At 63.2% G+C, this 17,590-nt stretch carries 12 protein-coding genes and 2 pseudogenes; 11 read left to right on the top strand and 3 right to left on the bottom strand.

What is annotated here, in order from left to right; all coding sequences use genetic code 11:
* Positions 1 to 4 precede the first annotated feature (4 nt).
* Genes DM992_RS38080 through DM992_RS38115 form a run of 8 tightly spaced genes read left to right on the top strand, consistent with a single transcriptional unit; the run spans position 5 to position 10,574 of the window.
* Complete coding sequence (locus DM992_RS38080; RefSeq protein ID WP_111021392.1) at positions 5 to 550, top strand: chemotaxis protein CheW; 546 nt, start codon at positions 5 to 7, stop codon at positions 548 to 550.
* On the top strand, positions 547 to 1,944 hold the full coding sequence (locus DM992_RS38085) for a CheR family methyltransferase (protein ID WP_162631841.1): 1,398 nt from the start codon (positions 547 to 549) through the stop codon (positions 1,942 to 1,944). Before DM992_RS38080 ends, DM992_RS38085 begins: the two co-directional genes overlap by 4 nt.
* The gene (locus DM992_RS38090; protein WP_111021394.1) at positions 1,941 to 2,555 is read left to right on the top strand and encodes a chemotaxis protein CheW; all 615 of its coding nucleotides are present in this window, start codon (positions 1,941 to 1,943) and stop codon (positions 2,553 to 2,555) included. The genes DM992_RS38085 and DM992_RS38090 overlap by 4 nt, the downstream gene beginning before the upstream one ends.
* 25 nt (positions 2,556 to 2,580) lie before the next feature.
* A complete protein-coding gene (locus tag DM992_RS38095; protein WP_111021395.1) occupies positions 2,581 to 4,308 on the top strand; it encodes a CHASE3 domain-containing protein in 1,728 nt (575 codons plus the stop codon).
* Positions 4,309 to 4,342: 34 nt separating this feature from the next.
* Positions 4,343 to 6,532, top strand: coding sequence for a response regulator (locus DM992_RS38100; protein ID WP_111021396.1), 2,190 nt, complete (start codon positions 4,343 to 4,345; stop codon positions 6,530 to 6,532).
* The gene (cheB, locus tag DM992_RS38105) at positions 6,529 to 7,716 is read left to right on the top strand and encodes a chemotaxis-specific protein-glutamate methyltransferase CheB (RefSeq protein WP_111021397.1); all 1,188 of its coding nucleotides are present in this window, start codon (positions 6,529 to 6,531) and stop codon (positions 7,714 to 7,716) included. The genes DM992_RS38100 and cheB overlap by 4 nt, the downstream gene beginning before the upstream one ends.
* A gap of 27 nt (positions 7,717 to 7,743) precedes the next feature.
* A complete protein-coding gene (locus tag DM992_RS38110; protein ID WP_111021398.1) occupies positions 7,744 to 9,078 on the top strand; it encodes a response regulator in 1,335 nt (444 codons plus the stop codon).
* Positions 9,075 to 10,574: a PAS domain-containing protein gene (locus tag DM992_RS38115; protein ID WP_111021399.1), complete on the top strand. Its 1,500-nt coding sequence runs from the start codon at positions 9,075 to 9,077 to the stop codon at positions 10,572 to 10,574. Before DM992_RS38110 ends, DM992_RS38115 begins: the two co-directional genes overlap by 4 nt.
* Positions 10,575 to 10,833: 259 nt before the next feature.
* Here DM992_RS38115 and DM992_RS38120 read toward each other — a convergent pair whose 3' ends face one another.
* Entirely contained in the window at positions 10,834 to 11,160 is a 327-nt protein-coding gene (locus tag DM992_RS38120) for a hypothetical protein (protein ID WP_111021400.1), read from the bottom strand.
* Positions 11,161 to 11,225: 65 nt separating this feature from the next.
* Here DM992_RS38120 and DM992_RS38125 point away from each other — a divergent pair, with 65 nt between their 5' ends.
* The gene (locus DM992_RS38125) at positions 11,226 to 11,726 is read left to right on the top strand and encodes an adenylate/guanylate cyclase domain-containing protein (RefSeq protein WP_162631842.1); all 501 of its coding nucleotides are present in this window, start codon (positions 11,226 to 11,228) and stop codon (positions 11,724 to 11,726) included.
* A gap of 120 nt (positions 11,727 to 11,846) precedes the next feature.
* Here DM992_RS38125 and DM992_RS43610 read toward each other — a convergent pair whose 3' ends face one another.
* Both DM992_RS43610 and DM992_RS43615 read right to left on the bottom strand, forming a co-directional pair.
* Complete coding sequence (locus DM992_RS43610; protein ID WP_343212482.1) at positions 11,847 to 12,635, bottom strand: ShlB/FhaC/HecB family hemolysin secretion/activation protein; 789 nt, start codon at positions 12,633 to 12,635, stop codon at positions 11,847 to 11,849.
* A 563-nt stretch (positions 12,636 to 13,198) separates the two neighbouring features.
* Positions 13,199 to 13,657 (bottom strand): annotated as a pseudogene (locus tag DM992_RS43615) (ShlB/FhaC/HecB family hemolysin secretion/activation protein); the annotation flags it as partial.
* A gap of 610 nt (positions 13,658 to 14,267) precedes the next feature.
* Here DM992_RS43615 and DM992_RS38135 point away from each other — a divergent pair.
* Both DM992_RS38135 and DM992_RS38140 read left to right on the top strand, forming a co-directional pair.
* Positions 14,268 to 16,514: a filamentous hemagglutinin N-terminal domain-containing protein gene (locus DM992_RS38135; RefSeq protein WP_111021402.1), complete on the top strand. Its 2,247-nt coding sequence runs from the start codon at positions 14,268 to 14,270 to the stop codon at positions 16,512 to 16,514.
* Between the two features lie 349 nt (positions 16,515 to 16,863).
* Positions 16,864 to 17,181 (top strand): annotated as a pseudogene (locus DM992_RS38140) (transposase); the annotation flags it as partial.
* Positions 17,182 to 17,590 lie beyond the last annotated feature (409 nt).

A 17,590-nucleotide genomic window follows, 5' to 3' on the forward strand; every position in this document is an offset into this window, starting at 1 on the left:
AGGCATGGTGGCCACACAACCCGTCAACCACGATGAAAATGCAGCACCGACGCTCGCCACCCGGTATGTCGTGGTGGCGCTCGCCGGGCGTCGTCTTGCATTGCCGTTGATCGACGTGGAACGGGGAGTCCGGATGGTCGACATTACCTGCCTGGCCAACGCTCCGCCCACGGTGCGCGGCATCATCAACGTTGCCGGCCGCATCGTGCCGGTCATCGACATTCGCAGGCACTTCGGGCTGGCTGACCGGGAAGTCTCGGCGAGCGACCATTTGCTCATCACGCGCGCGTCGACGCAAGGAACAACGCAAGGACCGGCGCGCACACTGGCGCTGTGGGTCGACGCGATCGAAGGCGTGATGGAGGCCACGCCACAGCGCATGCCTGCCATGCTACCCGGAGATGAGATGCACTATGCGGCGGGGGCTATCAAGCTCGCGGACGGACTGGTGCTCGTCCACGATCTCGACGCATTGCTGTCGTTCGATGATGCGTGTGCGCTCGAGCTTCTTCTGGCCGAAACGACCGGGAAACAAGGAGACTCGCAGTGACGACTGAATCGATTTCGGAATCACTGTTGAACGATTTCAGCGCGATGTTGGTGCTGAGAATCGGCCTGCATTTTCCCAGCGCCCGCTCGAACGAAATGTTGCGTGGCGTAACGCGGGCCGCGAAGGAGTTCGGCTTTGTCGGTGCAGATGCATGCGCGGCCTGCATGCGTTGGCTCCTCGTCGGGCCGCGGACGCGGCGGCAGGATGAGATCCTGGCCAGCCATCTCACAGTCAGTGAAACATTTCTCTTTCGCGAGCCTGCTGTTTTCCGTGCGCTCGAGCGCGCGATTCTCCCGCCGCTTGTCGCCGCGCGGCGTGCGGCCGGCAAATACCTGCGCATATGGAGCGCCGGATGCAGCAGCGGGGAGGAGGTCCATTCGCTGGCGATACTGCTTACGCAGTTGATCCCGGATATCGACGACTGGTCGATCCATCTGCTCGGCACCGACATAAACCCGCACCGCCTCGAGGTGGCGTCACTTGGCGTCTATCGTGACTGGTCGTTCCGCGGCGTGCCGCGGTGGGTCAAGGAACAGTGCTTCCACGCCGACGATGTCGGTCACTACACGCTGGCCGGGCGCTTCAGGCATCTCGCGCGCTTCGCCTACCTGAATCTGGCGACCGACACGTATCCGTCATCTGAAAGCGCGACGCAGAGCATGGATCTGGTGATGTGCCGAAACGTGCTGATGTATTTCAACGACGCAACTGCCCGAACCGTGGTGCAAAAACTGCGTCGCGCAACGGCAGACGGTGGCTGGCTGATCGTCGGCCAGGCCGAAGGTCCAACGGCACCATTTCCCGGGTTCGTGCCCGTGACGTTTGAAGACTGCGTCGTCTACAGCAAGGATCGATCCTGTGACGACGTGTCCGAGCCGCTGCCGGTCCCGGACGAATCGCCGCCGCCGCCGGTCGATACCCTCGTTGCTGCGCCATGGGTGCCGGATGAGCTTGGTATGGTCGACGCAACGGGGGGCGACGAAGCCCCGCACTCGCGTGACGCGCCGAGCCTCGCATCGCGCGCCCGGACCTGTGCGGATCTGCACCGGCTCGAAGATGCCCGTCGATGGTGTGAGGCGGCGATCGCGGCAGACAAGTGCAATACCCACCTGCGCTATCTGCTTGCGATGATCCTGACCGAACAGGGCGACGTCGCTCAAGCGGCGATTGCCTTAAGGCAAGTGTTGTATCTGGACCCGCATTTCATCGTCGCGCATATCGCGCTTGGCCATCTGTATCGGTTCGATGGGCATCCGCGAGGGGCTGCGAGGCATTTTGCGACAGCGGCCCGGCTGCTGCGCAACTGCTCGCCGCAGAGCGTCGTGCCGGACGCGGACGGCCTCACCGCCGGGCGGCTGTTGTGCATCATCGATGCGATGGAGCATATGGCATGAACCGCCCGCAACCGCACAGCCCCATCGATTGGACCGACGTCGGCCAGCGCCTCCACGCTGCCGAGCAGGCGCTGGCCGACAATGTCGCACTGCCGCCGGAGCAATTGAAGGCCCTGCTCGAAGCGCGCGCATGCGTGCTGGCCGCCGAGCCCCCGCCATCGCCGCAAGGCTCGCCCATCGAAGTCCTGACTTTCGAGCTCGCCGGGGAACGATATGGGATCGAGACGATGTGGGTGCGCGCAGTGTTTCCGCTCCGTGAGTTGACACCGGTGCCCGGCACGCCCAGGTTCGTGCTGGGTGTCGTATACGTCCGCGGGCGCATCGTCTCGCTGCTAGATCTGCGGCATGTCTTCGACCTCCCCGCAACAGAACGGCTCGATCTCGGCAAAGTCATTCTGCTCGGCGACGGCTCGATGGAGTTCGGCATGTTGGCCGAAGCGATCGGCGGGATTCAAGTCATTGCCGACGTTGACTGGCAGGCACCGTTGCCCACGTTGACAGGCATCCGGAGCGCCTATCTGAAAGGCATCACGCGTGACCGGGAGGTCGTGCTGGACGCGCAGAAACTGTTGGCCGATCGCGCGATGGTTTGCGTGGCAGCCGAAGAGTGAAGCGCATGAGTGGAGAGCGTTCGCAATGAAAATCTCGATCGGTCTCAAGCTATGGTTGAGCTTCATCACGATCCTCGTGGTCGTGGTGGTAGTCGGGGCGACGGCGTATCGAAGCACGGTGAAGTTCGCCGAAGCGGCGCAATGGGTGATTCACACGCAGAAAGTGCTGACCCGAATCTCCGATCTGCTGGTCACGCTGGTTGATGCGGAAACCGGGCAGCGCGGCTACCTGATCACCGGCGAGATCCGCTATCTGGAGCCCTACCAGGCGGCACTGCGCGGGATCGACGCCAATATCCGAGATCTGAAGGAATCGACGGTGGACAACCCCGTGCAACAGGAGCGGCTCCGAAAAATCGAGCCGCTCGTCGCCGAAAAGATGGGCGAACTCAAGGCGACGATCGACTTGCGAAGCAGCAAGGGATTCGGTATAGCCCGCCAAGTCGTGGCGACCAACCGCGGCAAGCAGGCAATGGACGATATCCGCTTGCTGCTGTCCGAGATGGCGGAGGACGAGCGCGCGCACTTGAAGAGCCGGACTGACGAAGCATCGGCGAGCGCGCAGAGCACCATCGCGACAATTGTAGGCGGAGTCTCGGTCGCTGCCTTGATGGTGCTCTGCGCCGGTTTTTTCCTGAGCCGCCATATCGGCCGGCCGCTGGATGAAATTGCAGAGCGAGCGAAGCGGATCGTCGCCGGGGAGATCGTTGCGCCAGTGGTGAACCGGCCGCGCTCGGATGAGGTCGGGCTGCTGCAACAGTGGTTCAACCGGATGGCTGAATCGCTGCAGGAAAAGGTGGCGGCGGCGCAACGCATTGCCGAGGGCGACCTGACAGTCAAGGTCACGCCGAACTCCGAGCAGGACGCGCTCGGTATCGCATTCGCAATGATGATCGAAAACATGAGGGAGCTTCATCGCCAGATCGGGGAAGGCGTAGACACGCTCGCAGGCGCGGCGAGTGAAATTCTCTCCGGCACGACGCAGATGGCGGCCGGTGCAGCCGAAACGGCAACGGCGATGGCGGAGACGGCGACGACGGTCGAAGAGGTGAAGCAGACCGCGACGCTCGCGGCGCAGCAGGCCAAGCGAGTCGCCGAGTCGGCACAGCAGGCGGCGCAGGTGTCGCAAAGCGGGCGGCGCGCTGTGGAGGAATCGATCGAAGGGATGCAAGAGATTCGCGAGCACATCGAGAAGATTGCGGAGCGGATCGTGCAACTCACCGAGCAGAGTCAGGCGGTGGCCGAGATAATCGCAACGGTGAACGACTTGTCCGAGCAGTCGAATCTGCTGGCGGTGAACGCATCGATCGAGGCGGCCAAGGTGGGCGAGCAAGGCAAAGGCTTTGGCGTGGTCGCGCTGGAAATGAAGAGTCTTGCTGACCAGTCGAGACGGGCGACCGCCCAGGTGCGTGGCATTCTTGGCGATATCCAGAAAGCGATGAGCGCCGCAGTGCTCGCGGCAGAGCAGGGCAGCACGGTGGTCGAAGCCGGCGTCAAGCAGTCGCAGAACGCCGGTGAAGCGATCCGGAAGCTCGCCGAGACGATCACGCAAAGTGCACAGGCGGCGAGTCAGATCGCTGTGTCGGCGCAGCAGCAGATGGCAGGAATGAATCAGCTCGCGATTGCTGCTGAAAACGTCAAGCTTGCCTCCAGCCAAAATCTGGAAAGTACCCGGCAGAATGAGGGAGCGGCGCACAACCTGCATGGACTGGGGCAGCAACTGAAGGAGATGGTGGCCCGCTATCGGGTGTGACCGGAGCGGGGCGAGGAAGGGTGTCGATCAGGCGATGACTTCAAGCGGCAATCAAGCCCTGTTGCAGCGTTTGCTGGCCACGTTTGCGGTGGAGGCCGACGAGCGGCTGAACGCCATGTCGGCGATCCTGCTCGAACTCGCGCGGCGCGGTGCGGCCGAGCATTGCGCACAATTGATCGAAACGTTGTTTCGCGAAGTGCATAGCCTCAAAGGCGCCGCGCGCGCGGTGAATCGTGACGACATCGAGGCGATCTGCCAGACGCTGGAAAGCGCATTGGCCTCCGCGAAATGCTCCGCTTCGGCGCTGTCGCCGGCGCTGCTCGACATGTTCGACGAGCGGCTCGACGAGCTGACGGCTTTGCTCGCGGGCAACGACGCGAGCGGTGCGCATACCGACCGTTCAGGCGAAACGGCTGTCGAAACGCTCAGGAATCGTGCGTCATCCCCGTCACTGCCCTTGCCGGGAGGCACTCCGCGCTTCGAATCCGTGCGCATTTCCACCGCCAGGCTCGAGGGATTACATGCGCAGGCCGAAGCACTCACCGCATACCAATACAGTCTTCACGATCTCGTGCAGATACTGCATGTGCTTGCCGCGATGGTCGCCCAGTTCAGAAAGAGCTGGAGCAAGCCTGCGGGTGAAGCGAGACGCAGGCAACGCGCGCGCGAGCAAACGACACACGAGCGCGACGGCCTCACCGACGAGATTTTGCGTGCCGAGGATTTCGTCAGGATCGTCGCGGACCAGCTATCGCGCCTGCAAGCCAAGTCGCAGCGGATACAGCATGCGATGAGCAGTGCGACTGCGCAGTTGCAGGACGACATCCGACAGGCGCTGATGCTGCCGTTTGCTTTCCTGCTCGACATGTTGCCGAAGCTCGTTCACGATCTTGCACGCGACAGCGGAAAGCTGGCGGAGCTGCGCGTGGAAGGCGGGACGACCGGCGTCGATCGCCGCATTCTCGAGCAGCTGAAGGACCCGCTGATTCACCTGATCCGCAATGCCATCGACCACGGCATCGAGCATCCGGACGAGCGTCAACGCCGCGGCAAGCCGCGAGCGGGGCTGGTGCGTCTCGCCGTCATGCCGCGCGACGGCAACAAGGTCGAGATGGTGCTTGCCGACGACGGTGTCGGCATCGACCTGGCCACCGTGACCGCCGCGGCGATCCGCACGGGCCTCGTCGCGCCGGACAATACGCTCGACATGCGGACCGCGTTGGACCTGCTGTTCGAATCGGGGCTGTCCACGATCCCTACACCGACGGCCTTGTCCGGGCGGGGCCTGGGGCTCGCGATCGTGCGTGAACAGGTCACGCGCCTCGGCGGCAGGATCGAGATCACGCAACCGAGCCGCGGCGGCTGCGAGTTTCACATCGTCGTGCCCAGCACGCTGGCAGCGTTTCGCGGTGTCATCGTGAGCACGGTCGGCCGCCATTTCGTCGTGCCCCTGAGGAATCTGGTACGCGTCACGCGCGTTGACCCAGGCAATGTGAAGACCGTCGAAAACTGCGCGAGCGTCGAAGTCGACGGTGAAGTGCTGGCGCTCGTATACCTCGCCGACGTGCTGGGCCTGGTGGCGGCGGACGCATTACGGCCGGGGCGGTATCTCTATCTGGCGCTGCTGGAGAACGGCGCGCAGCGCATCGCGCTCGGCGTCGACGAAGTTGTCGGCGACCAGGAGGTTCAGGTCCGTGGGCTCGGCCCGCAGCTAGAGCGCGTGCGCAACATCGCCGGCGCGACCGTGCTCGGCGACGGTCGCGTCGCGCTGGTCCTCAGCGTGCCCGACCTGTTCGAATCGGCATCGCGCGCGTCGACATGCATGCCAGCGCAATCCGAGACGAGCGGGGCGCGGCAAGCACGACGCTCGCTGTTGGTGGTCGAGGATTCGATCACCTCGCGTTCAATGCTGAAAAGCATCCTCGAATCGGCGGGCTTTGACGTCACCACGGCGGTCGACGGTCTGGAAGGCCTCGCGGCAGCGCGCAGCGGCACATTCGATCTGGTCCTTTCCGACGTGGACATGCCGCGCATGAACGGTTTCGAGATGACGACGGAGTTGCGCCGGGACAAGCGCCTGTCGGACCTGCCGGTCGTCCTCGTGAGCACAATGGACTCGCGGGAGGACAAGGCGCGCGGATTAGAGGTCGGTGCCAACGCGTACATCGTCAAGGGTAGCTTCGAGCAAAGCGATTTGCTCGAAACCATACGAGGCTTGCTATGACACCGAACCTGGCAGACGGCGATGACGTCGGCTCGTTTGCGCCCGGGTGCCAGATCAGGGTGCTCATCGCGGACGACTCGGCGGTGGCGCGCGAGCAGATGGCCTACCTGCTCAACGGCGATCCGCAACTCGTCGTGGTCGGTGTGGTGAACGACGGCGTCGAGGCAGTGAAGGCCGCGTGCGCGCTGCGTCCTGATGTCATTGCGATGGACATCCATATGCCCGGACTCGACGGGTTTGCCGCCAGCCGCAAGATTATGGAGACGTGTCCAACGCGCATTGTCATGATCACGGCCTCCAGCGATCCTTTGGCGGTGGCGGCCACATTCCGGACGCTGGAAGCTGGCGTGCTTGCGGTCGTCGCAAAGCCGGGGCCGGTCGGGCACCCTGACTTCCCGGCCATGACTGCAGAGTTGCTGCGCACCGTCAAGGCGATGTCGGCGGTGCATGTGATCAAACGCTGGCCGAGCGCACGCAAGGTGGACGTGGGCGTGCCGACGATCGATGGTGCGGCGGGTCGCGCGGACGTCTCGAGACGTCCGCGCCCCGCCATCGACCGGTCCGGTCCCACGGGCACGTTGGCCCTGATCCGCAAGGATATTCGCGTGGTGGCGGTCGGTGCATCGACCGGCGGCCCGATGGCCCTGAGGGCGCTGCTCGCTCGCATGCCGACCGATTTTCCAGTGCCGATCCTGGTCGTCCAGCACATCCCCGACGGCTTCGCGCAAGGTTTCGTCGAGTGGCTCGGCAGCGCATCGAACTACCCCGTGCGGCTTGCCGCTCACGGCATCGCGGCACAGCCGGGCATCGCTCACGTGGCGCCGGCCGGCTCCCATATGGTGGTGGGCCCTGCCGGCATGGTCGAGCTCGTTGCCGGGGCGCCCGAACACGGGCTGCGCCCATCGGTCGCGCGGCTCTTTCGGTCGGTCGATGCCGCGTTCGGCGCTGCCGCTGTTGGCGTACTGCTGACCGGCATGGGCCGCGACGGCGCGCGCGAGCTGCAGCAAATGCGGCGCTCGGGGGCGTTGACCATTGCACAGGATCGGGAATCGTCGGTCGTCTTCGGCATGCCGGCCGCCGCCATCGATCTTGATGCCGCGACCTTCGTGCTTCCACCCGACGGGATCGCCGAGTTGCTGTGCAGCCTATTCGGCTTGACAGCAACGTTGCGGCTGTCGACTTGAATCCTCTCTTCGGATGCGAGGGTAGCCATGACACGCACGAGACAGAGTGTCGATGTCCTGATCGCCGAGGACAGCGCGACGCAAGCCGAGCAGCTACGCCTGTTGCTTGAAGAGGCGGGCCATCGGGTGCGCGTGGCGGTACACGGCCGCATGGCACTCGAGGCGGCGCGCGCGCACAAGCCTGACGTGCTGATCACCGATATCGTCATGCCGGACATGGACGGCTATGAGCTGTGCAAGACGGTCAAGGCCGACGACACGCTCGCCGACGTGCCGGTGATACTCATCACGGCGCTCAACAGCATCGTCGATATCGCACATGGGCTCGCTTGCGGCGCCGACAATTTCATCCGCAAACCCTATGACCCCAACGCGCTGATCGAACGCATCGATTACCTGCTGAGCAATCGCGAGCTGCGCAAGGAAAGCAAGACCCAGTCGGGTCTGGAGATCTACCTCGCGGGGGAGCGGCATTTCATTACGTCGGGCAGAGAGCAGATGCTCGATCTGCTGGTCTCGACTTACGACGAGGCGATCAAGACCAATGAGGCGCTCAAGCAGCGCGAGCAGGAGGTGTGGCACCTCAACAAGGACCTGGAGCAGCGCGCTGCAGCCCTCGAGGCTGCAAACCGGGAACTCGAGAGCTTCAGTTATTCGGTGTCGCACGACTTGCGTACACCGCTGCGGGTGATCGACGGCTACTCGTCGATCCTGCAGGAAGAGTACGCGAACCGACTGGGCGACGACGGACAGCGGCTGCTCGGCACCGTGCGCGAGAGCGCGCAGCGAATGAGCCAGTTGATCGAACATCTGCTCGAATTCTCGCGTTGCACACGGCAATCGATAAGTCGCACGCGATGCGACATGACGGCGATGGCCCGGCACGTATTCGACGAACTGTGGCGGGATCCGGGGAGCGCCCCTGGCGGGAGGGGGAGCACGATGCCGCCGGAGTTCCTGCTCGATGCGCTGCCGGACGCGTTCGCCGACCCGGCGCTGATCCGCCAGGTCTGGGTGAACCTGATCTCGAATGCGATCAAGTACAGCTGCCGGCGCGAGCATCCGGTGATCCGGATCAGCGGGAGCATGAGCGGCGGCGAGTGCGTGTACAGCATAGAGGACAACGGCGCCGGCTTCGAAATGCGCCTGGCCGACAAGCTTTTCACGGTATTTCAGCGGTTGCATCGCGTCGACGAGTTCCCCGGCACCGGCGTCGGGCTCGCCATCTCCCAGCGTATCGTCAAGCGCCATGGCGGCCGCATCTGGGCGCGCGCCGAGGTGGACAAGGGAGCCACATTCGAATTCGCGTTGCCGGCATCCGACGCAAAGCATGAGCACACTTTCGCTGGACCACAAAGATGACCCAAGACACGACGACCGTCCCGAACCCGGAGCTGCGAATCCTGCTCCTCGAGGACACCCCCGAAGAGGCCGAATTGATCCGGCGTGCGCTGACACGGGCGAGCATTGCTTTTGTTGCGACCCGCGCCGGGAACCGAAGCGAATTCATCAGCAGCTTGCAGGCGTTTCGTCCCGACATCGTGCTCTCCGACTACAACCTGCCCGATCTCAACGGGCGGGAGGCGCTCGCTATCGTTCAGCAATACGACCGCACGGTGCCGGTGGTGATCGTGACCGGCGCGTTGGTCGACGACGAGGCGGTGGCACTGATCAAGGCGGGCGCGAACGACTACGTGCTGAAGGATCGGCTGGCTCGCCTCGGCCCGGCGGTCCGGCGAGCGCTCGCCGAGGGAGAGCAACTGCGTCATCGCGAGGCTGCCGAGCGGGCGCTGGCGGCCAGCGAGGAGCGGTTTCAGCTTGCCGTGAGTGGCGCGACCGCGGGGTTGTGGGACTGGAATCCACGAACGGATGCAGTTTATTTTTCGCCTCACTTCAAGGAGATCATGGGCTACGCAGACCATGATCTCCCGAACGAGAGGCGCGCGCTTTTCGATGCCATTCACACCGACGACATCGGCCTCGTGACGGGCGCGCTGAAGGCGCATCTGGAGCACAGGGGTGCTTACGATGTCGAATACCGGGTGAGTACGAAGTCGGGTGACGTCCGCTGGATCCAGTCTCGCGGACACGCATTGTGGAATGAGAGTGGGGAGCCGTATCGAATGGTGGGTTGGATCATGGACGTCACGGAGCGAAAACGGAGCGAGGAGGCACTGCGGCTTTCGAGTGAAGAGCTGCGGCGCCTGTCCGCGCATATCCAGCACATCCGGGAGGAGGAAAAGGCGCGCATTGCGCGTGAGTTGCACGACGATCTGGGCCAACATTTGACCGCGCTGAAAATGGCCGTGGCGTCGGTGGACGACAACTTGAAGGGAATCGCGCCGCGATTGCCGGATGGAGACCTGCACGGCGTGCGTGCATTGATAGATCAACTGATCGACTCGGTTCGGCGGATAGCGTCGGACCTGCGTCCCGTGATGCTCGATGACCTCGGCCTGATTCCGGCGATCGAGTGGTTGACCACCGAGTTCTCGGCTCGTTATCACGTACCGGTGATTCGCCATATCGATGGGGGAGAGATCGCCTTCAATCGGGAAAGCGGGATCGAAGTCTTTCGCATGGTCCAGGAGGCGTTGACGAACGTCGCCCGTCATTCTGGCGCGACCCAGGTGGTGCTCGACATCGTTCGCGACGATCCACATTGCATCGTACGGATCGCCGACAACGGGCGCGGTGTGACTCGCGAGACAAGCCCGAGCCGGCGTTCGTTCGGTCTGATCGGGATGCGCGAACGTGCCGCGTTGCTGGGCGGCGAAATCCGGATCCGCACGGAACCGGGTTCGGGTTTTGAGTTGACCGCGATATTGCCGCTCGCGGCGCTTGAGGCGGGGGAGTGAGATCGCTGTTTGCGCAGGCGTCGGCGTAGGGTAGCGTGGCTATCGTTATGGGCGTGCATGTTCCATGCGGCCTCTTTGGTCCGGGCGCGTCGCCGTCGGTCGGTCGAAATGGTGATTGCCTTGAGAAGTGAGTGTGCAAAAATGGCAAGTGCAAAGCGAAGTCCCGTCGATGTTCTGGATGCAGAGCGTAGATCGACCCAAGCCGAACAGCTACGCTTGCTGCTGGAAGCGGAGGGGCATTGCGTGCAGGTTCTGAAATTTAGTTCGGAAACTGTATTACAAAGATGTGCTGATCGACCGTATCGATTACTTGTTGTGAAATCGCGATTTGCGCCGGCAAACCAAAATTCAAGGTGAACTCGAAATCGATTTGGGCGGCTAGTGGCATCTTATCTCTTCCGGGAAAGAGAAGATCCTCGACCTGTTGGTGTCGACCTTCGAGGAAGCGATTCAGGAGAAAGAGGAGGTTCGGCGCCAGCGGGATGAACTGCAAACCTTGTAGGCGACGGTCGTGTCCGAGCAGAAAATCTCCGTGCAGCACGTGCTCAACCTGCCCCCCTTGGCGATTGCCGAGGCCTGAAGGCACGTGTCGATCTGGTCACGGACAACCTCCGGGAAATCATCGTCCACAGTTTCTCGCAGGCCACTGTGGTGTTTGCCGACATCGTACAGTTCACCCGTTTTTCGGCGGGAATGCCCCTGGAAAGGCTGGTTGCCGTTCTGAATCAAATCTTGACCGATTTCAACAGCATCACCGACGAGCGCGGCCTCGAGAAAATCGAGACCATCGGCGACGCCAACATGTCCGACGCCGGACTGCCGACGCTGAGTGCCGATCATGCGACGCGGGCCGTGCAAACGGCACTGGACATGATTGATGCGGTGGCCCGCTTCAACGCAAGTTCCGGCTACACATCGGAATTGCGCATCTGCGTGAACAACGGCGCGGTCGTGGCGGGGGGCATCGAAAAGCGCAAGTTCATCTACGACTTGCGGGGAGATGCGGTCAATATAGCCAGCCGGATGAAGTCGCAGGGTGTGGCCGGACGCGTGCAGGTGACGGAGGCCACCCAGCGGCTCCTGGGCGATACGTTCGAGTTCGAAGAGCGCGGAACCATTCCGACTAAGGGCACCGGCCAGGTCCATATCTGATTCCTGCTCGGCAGGGCTGGCGATTTGCCTGAACCAGGCGCGGCGCGCGGACCCGCGGTGGCTCGCAGCGGCGACGGCGGACGAACTGCAGGTCGCGCGGTCGGCCAGCCCCCGCAACGGCTAGCTGCCGAACACCACGAAGATCTGGCCGAGGGGCGCTTTCGAGCCGCCCGGTGTGGCGGGCCTCAGCGGTTGCCCATAGGTGCAGCGCACGCTGACGAACCTGCCGATTTCGAAGCGTAGGCCCGCACCGACGCTCACCAGTGCCGCGTTGCCTGCCTCCGTCGGTTGATCGATGCGATTCCACACATGCCCGGCGTCAAAGAAGATGAATGGCTGCAGAACGACGTCGCCGCTACTGAATGCGAGGCTCGGCGCCCGCAGTTCCGTCTGGATGTTCCATCCGCGATCGCCCTGCGCGACGTAGGGTGCGTAGCCGCGTACGCTGTCGTCGCCACCGAGGCCGATCTCCTCGGCCGGCAGCAGGGTATTCGGCGTCCACTGCAGCAGTGCGAGCGCGGACGCGCTGAATCCCGCGCCGACCATCACGTCGCGTTGCGCGGAAAGTCTCGTGTAGACATAGTGCGGCGTCGCGCCCAATCTCGCGGTGTTGTACGCGGCCTGTTCGTTGTCGGCGTCGAGATGGCCGGGGCTCACGACTATTGCGACATTTGCGTGTGATTGTCCGAGCGTGTCCATGCGTACTGCGTCGTACGCCACGGATAACTGATGAGTATGCGCGTTCGAGTGGAAGACTTGCATGCCGCCGAACTCGAGGTTGTTGTTCGAGCGCTTGAAGTCGTAGCCGATTTGCACCTGCTGCTGCCACCCTGCGACTGCGGGCAGCAGCCAGTCGTAGCGAAAGCTGAGCTGGGATGAGATGCCGGTCTGGCCGTAGCTGTCCGGCAACCGCGGCGTAGAGCGTGCGAACAGACCGAACAGCTCGACGCGGTCGAACCACGGCAGCGGCGCAACGTATCGGAACGAATGTGCGATGAAGCGCGGGCGGTTCGGCCGCCCTTCGATGGGGGATTGCCGCTGAAGAAATCATTGCTCACCGTGGTTTGCCAAGCGATCTGCTGATCAAGGCCAAACAGGTTCCCATAGTCTATGCCGGCAAAGAGGCGGTCTCTGCCGAGTTGTGGTATCCCCGCGTCGTTATAGCCGGCAGTGACGCGCAGCGGCAGCCGGTCATCGGTTTGCAGCACGACGTCGGTCGCGTTGCGTTCGGCGCCGGGCACGTAGAGCACGTCCACGTGGCGATAGGGATTGGCATTCAGCAATGCGAGGCCTTTGGCGATGTCCGTGTCGAGGATCGGCGCACCACGCGTGATCGGCATTTCGCGCACGAGCAGTGCGTCTGAGAAGTGGCGGTTGCCGCATACGATCACGTGACCGGCATGAAACGTCGCCACAGCAATCCGCACGACGCCATTTGTCACGTCCTGCTCCGGCACATAGGCGTCCACCAGCGGTTCGCCGGCTTCGCGATATCGCCGGACCACCGCCGCGCGAGTTTCCGCCAACCGCCCGAACGTGAGCGGCTTGCCGATGTCGGCTTCGAAGCTGCGCAGAAAATCTTCGTCAATGAGTTGCAACCCGGTCGCAACGATGGGGCCGTGCCGGATGGTCGCAGTTGCGCGCCGACTCGTCGTCTCGCCGTCCGCGAAGAACACCAGACCCTGAAGCGCAGCCACCGCGATCTGCGTCGCATCGCCGGTCGACGGCGCCGGTATCGGCTCGGCTGCAGGCCGATGCCTAGAAGGCTGCGGCGCGGGTGCAACGTCTTTGTATGGCTGCGCGGCGGCTATCGAAGACAGGATGGTCAGCATGGCACATGCGCATGCACGTCGTTTCGCGGTCTTCAGGATCATGCGTGCGGAGTCTGGGGGCGGTCGATCATGGGGCGAGCGGGCCGAGCCACACCGCATGGACGGCGGTCGGCATACCGAACGCAAGAACTGACTGACGTCATGAATGACGAACGAATGCGATGCGGTAGCCAATATGCGGCGAGCATTTCTGTCGCCAATCGATGGAACTGCGCAGCTTCCCGTATCGACAATAAGGCCGCCGCATCATCCTCACGCTACGTGGCGCGTAGAGTTGGGATGTTGGCGCAAAATCCCGTTTGCCGCTCACCCGGTTCAAGGCGCGTTCAGTGATCGGCAGGCGATAGCTTTCAAACGTCTCCGGGCGGCGGACGAATTCCTCGTGTCATGCAGGTGCTGGCGCGCTCCCTCAAACATTGTGCGACGGCGTTCCGTGCATCATCGCGGGGCGCAGTTCCACATCCTGTATGGCGCACCGTGCGCAACTTGTGAGTGCCGCGTCAAGCCCAATCCTGCGACCGGCTGCTCGCCCCCACTCCACGCGAAGACCGATAAGACCGATGTCTCGACCGATTCAGGCGTGGTTTTCCGCTGTACCTATTCGTCTCATTAATGGAATATCAGACCACCGTGCCCGTCGAGCGCACCGTGGGGGGCTTGTGCCTGCTCGCACGGCCCGCACGTCCGGCGAAAACAGGAGGTAAACGCGATGCAACGCGTGTCATGGAAGAGGCAATCACGCCGCTCGCGGCCCCCGAAGTTGCCGGCACTCGCACCGATTTTCGTCGCCCTGTCGTTCGGCTTGCCGGCAGCCGCTCACGCAGCCGGGCCATTGCCGGGCGGCGGCCAGTTCGTCGCCGGTGCAGGTTCGATCGCCGGCCATGGGACATCGCTGACGATCAACCAGACGTCGAACCGCGGCGTGATCGACTGGACGAGCTTCTCGATCGGCAACGGAAACCGTGTCACCTTCAATAATGGCGCCGGCGCCACGCTGAACCGCGTCACGGGCGGCGAACCCTCCGCGATTCTCGGCACGCTCACCGCCACCGGGAGCGTCTACCTGATCAATCCGCAAGGGATCGTCGTCGGCCCGAGCGGCGTCATCACGACCGGCGGTCGCTTCGTCGCGGCCGCGCTCGATACCGATAACACCGCGTTCATGACCGGCAGTCCGCTCACGCTCTCGGGCAACTCGAGCGCGAGCGTCGTCAATCTCGGCAAGATCAGGTCGAGTGGCGGCGACGTGTTCCTCATTGCCCGCAACTCGGTCGACAACCGCGGCAGCATCAGCGCACCGAACGGCACTGCCGAACTCGCAGCCGGGCAAACCGTGCTGTTGCAGGATGCGTCGGGCAGCCGACAGGTCTTCGTGCAGACGGGAAGCGGCGGGACAGTTGTCAATCGGGGGGCAATCGAAGCCGCGCAGATCAGCCTGCAGGCCGCAGACGGCAATGTCTTTGCGCTGGCGGGCAAGCATGAAGTGCTGCGCGCGACAGGCACCGCCACGCGTGACGGTCACATCTGGCTGGTCGCCGACAGCGGTACGGTGAAGCTCGCCGACCCGATCCGTGCAACCAATGCCGACGGCAGCGGCGGCACCGTCGACACCGTCGCCGGCACGCTCGAATTCTCCCGCTGCACGCCGGTCGTGCTGGCTGGCGTCTGGAACATCACGACGCCGGGATTCACAATCGACACGCCCGCTGCGACCGCCTTCGCGCGCAGCCTGAACGCGGGCACCTCGGTCAACCTGCGGACGACGGGCGCCAACGGCCAGAGCGGCGACATCATCGTCGCGTCGAACCTCCGCTGGAAACGGGGCGCATCGCTGACGCTCGGCGCGTATCGCACGCTCACGCTCGACAAGGGCGTGACCATCGGCAATCAGGGCAGCGGCAACCTGACGCTGCGAGCCGACGTGGCCGGCATCGACAACGGCGGCAGCGTCATCAACAACGGCACCATCGACTGGTCGAAGAGCACCGGCATCGTGAGCGCGCTCTACGACATGAATGGCAGCTACACCGCGGGCACGCTGATCGGCAACGCGGCCTGGAGCGCGCCACTCTATAGCGGGCTCGTGACGCAGATCACTGGCTACCAGCTCGTCAATTCAGTCGCAGACCTTCAGGACATCGACAACAACCTCGCCGGTAACTATGCACTCGGCAAGGACATCGACGCGAGCAATTTCGCCTTCGCAACGCTCGGTTACGCTACCGGCTCGCAATTCACAGGCCAGTTCGACGGCATGTGGCATACGATCCGTAACATCTCGCCGAGCTCCGTCGGGGTTTTCGGTAATATTGGGGCAACGGGTGTCGTGCGGGATGTGAACGTGAATGCAAGCACCGGCCAGCCCGCCGTCTGGAATGGGGCGGGCATATTGGCGATCAACAATTACGGAACGATTGCCAATGTCTTTACGTCTGGGTCGATTGTCGACCCGTTCAGTGATGACGGTGCCTCGCTCGCCGGGCTTGTCGCTGTCAACCACGGGCTGATCGCACGCTCGGGCAGCAGTGCGTCCGTCATGGCTGACGGTGGTGCCGCCGGATTGGTGCTCCATAACCAAGGTACGATCGCCGAATCATACGCAACCGGTTCGGTCACGGATATCTCCTCGCACGGCGCGGCCGGAGGACTTGTGCTGTCCAACGAGGGAGTCATCACACAGTCCTTTGCGTCGGGGCCGGTCTGGGGCGTAGCATGGTGGGCGCTCGGCGGCATCTGCGCCGGCTGCGGCGGTGTTGGGAACAATGTCTACTGGAACGTCCAGACAACCGGACAATCCTCGAGCGGTGCCAATCTGCCAGCGTCGAACGGGCTCACGACTGCTCAGATGAGCAACTCGGCGAGCTTTGCTGGATGGGACTTCAGCCCGAGTGGCGTTTGGGCGATGCCACCTGGAGCGACGCGACCTGTTCTCGCGTGGCAAGTCAGCGGGCATTGAGCCCGACGCTCCGCGAGCGCCCGACGCAGATCGCGCAGATGAACGCCCCTGCAGTCAGGCAGACGCGGCGATAGGCGGCTGACCATCGCGCCGAAAAAGCGCTTCGAGGCAGGGCCGCTCATCGGGACCGTATTGCGGTCCGGCGTCAGCCGGACAGCCAATGAGCTCGCACAATGTGGTCGGGATTGTGGGCGAGATTGGTCTTGCCGTAGTCGGGGTAATCGACTGAAAGGGACTTCCCCTCCTATTAGCGTTGATGAGGGATCGACACTCCATCATGGCACTTTGATGCCGACATTCTCGGCTTCCGCCGCAGCGTCGGGACGGGGAAGTCCTTTTCATTCGATTACCCCTGTTATGCGTCTACGTATTGCGTGACGAACTCGAGTGGCTCGGGTTCTACCGAAAGCCAGCGTGGGCGGAAAAGGCCTGGGGACAATGGTTCGAACAGGCTCAGCAAAGCGGGATCGCTGCCCTGCAAAAGTTCGCCCAGCGCTTGCAGGGGTACTGGCACGGAATCGTGACTCGCTGCCGCCGTCCGCTCAATACCAGCGTCGTCGATGGCATCAACAACGCCATCAAGGTCATCAAGCGCAGGGCTTATGGGTACCGCGACGAGGAATACTTCTTCCTCAAGATCCGCGTCGCCTTCCCCGGTAATCTGTGATGAACCAAAAATTTCCCACGCTGTTCCACGGCACACGACGACCAGCGCTGGGATTCTCGGTGTTCATCCATAACAATTTCCCTTAAAACGCCGGGAGATCCAGTGTGCGCTCCTTTGGGCGGTCGCTCCCCAACTCATCTCCGCCGTCGCGTCCGTGACACCTTGATTAATCTGCGACACTACTGCCGGAACTGATCTCACGCCCAAGCTTTGAGCAGCATCATCGGCTCGATTGCGCCCCGGGCGTGCTCGCCATCCCGCTTCTCTCATCGTCGCATACCGAGACATCTCGTCGCATCTTCAGTATTCCTTGGCCGACATGGCTGTGCGCCTCGGGTTTGTTCGGCCGCCCTTTGCAATATCAGCGACGGAACTCTCGCAACCAGTTAATTACGTGGTTTTTTGCCAG

This window comes from Burkholderia sp. JP2-270 (assembly GCF_003233675.1).
Taxonomy (GTDB): domain Bacteria; phylum Pseudomonadota; class Gammaproteobacteria; order Burkholderiales; family Burkholderiaceae; genus Burkholderia; species Burkholderia pyrrocinia_C.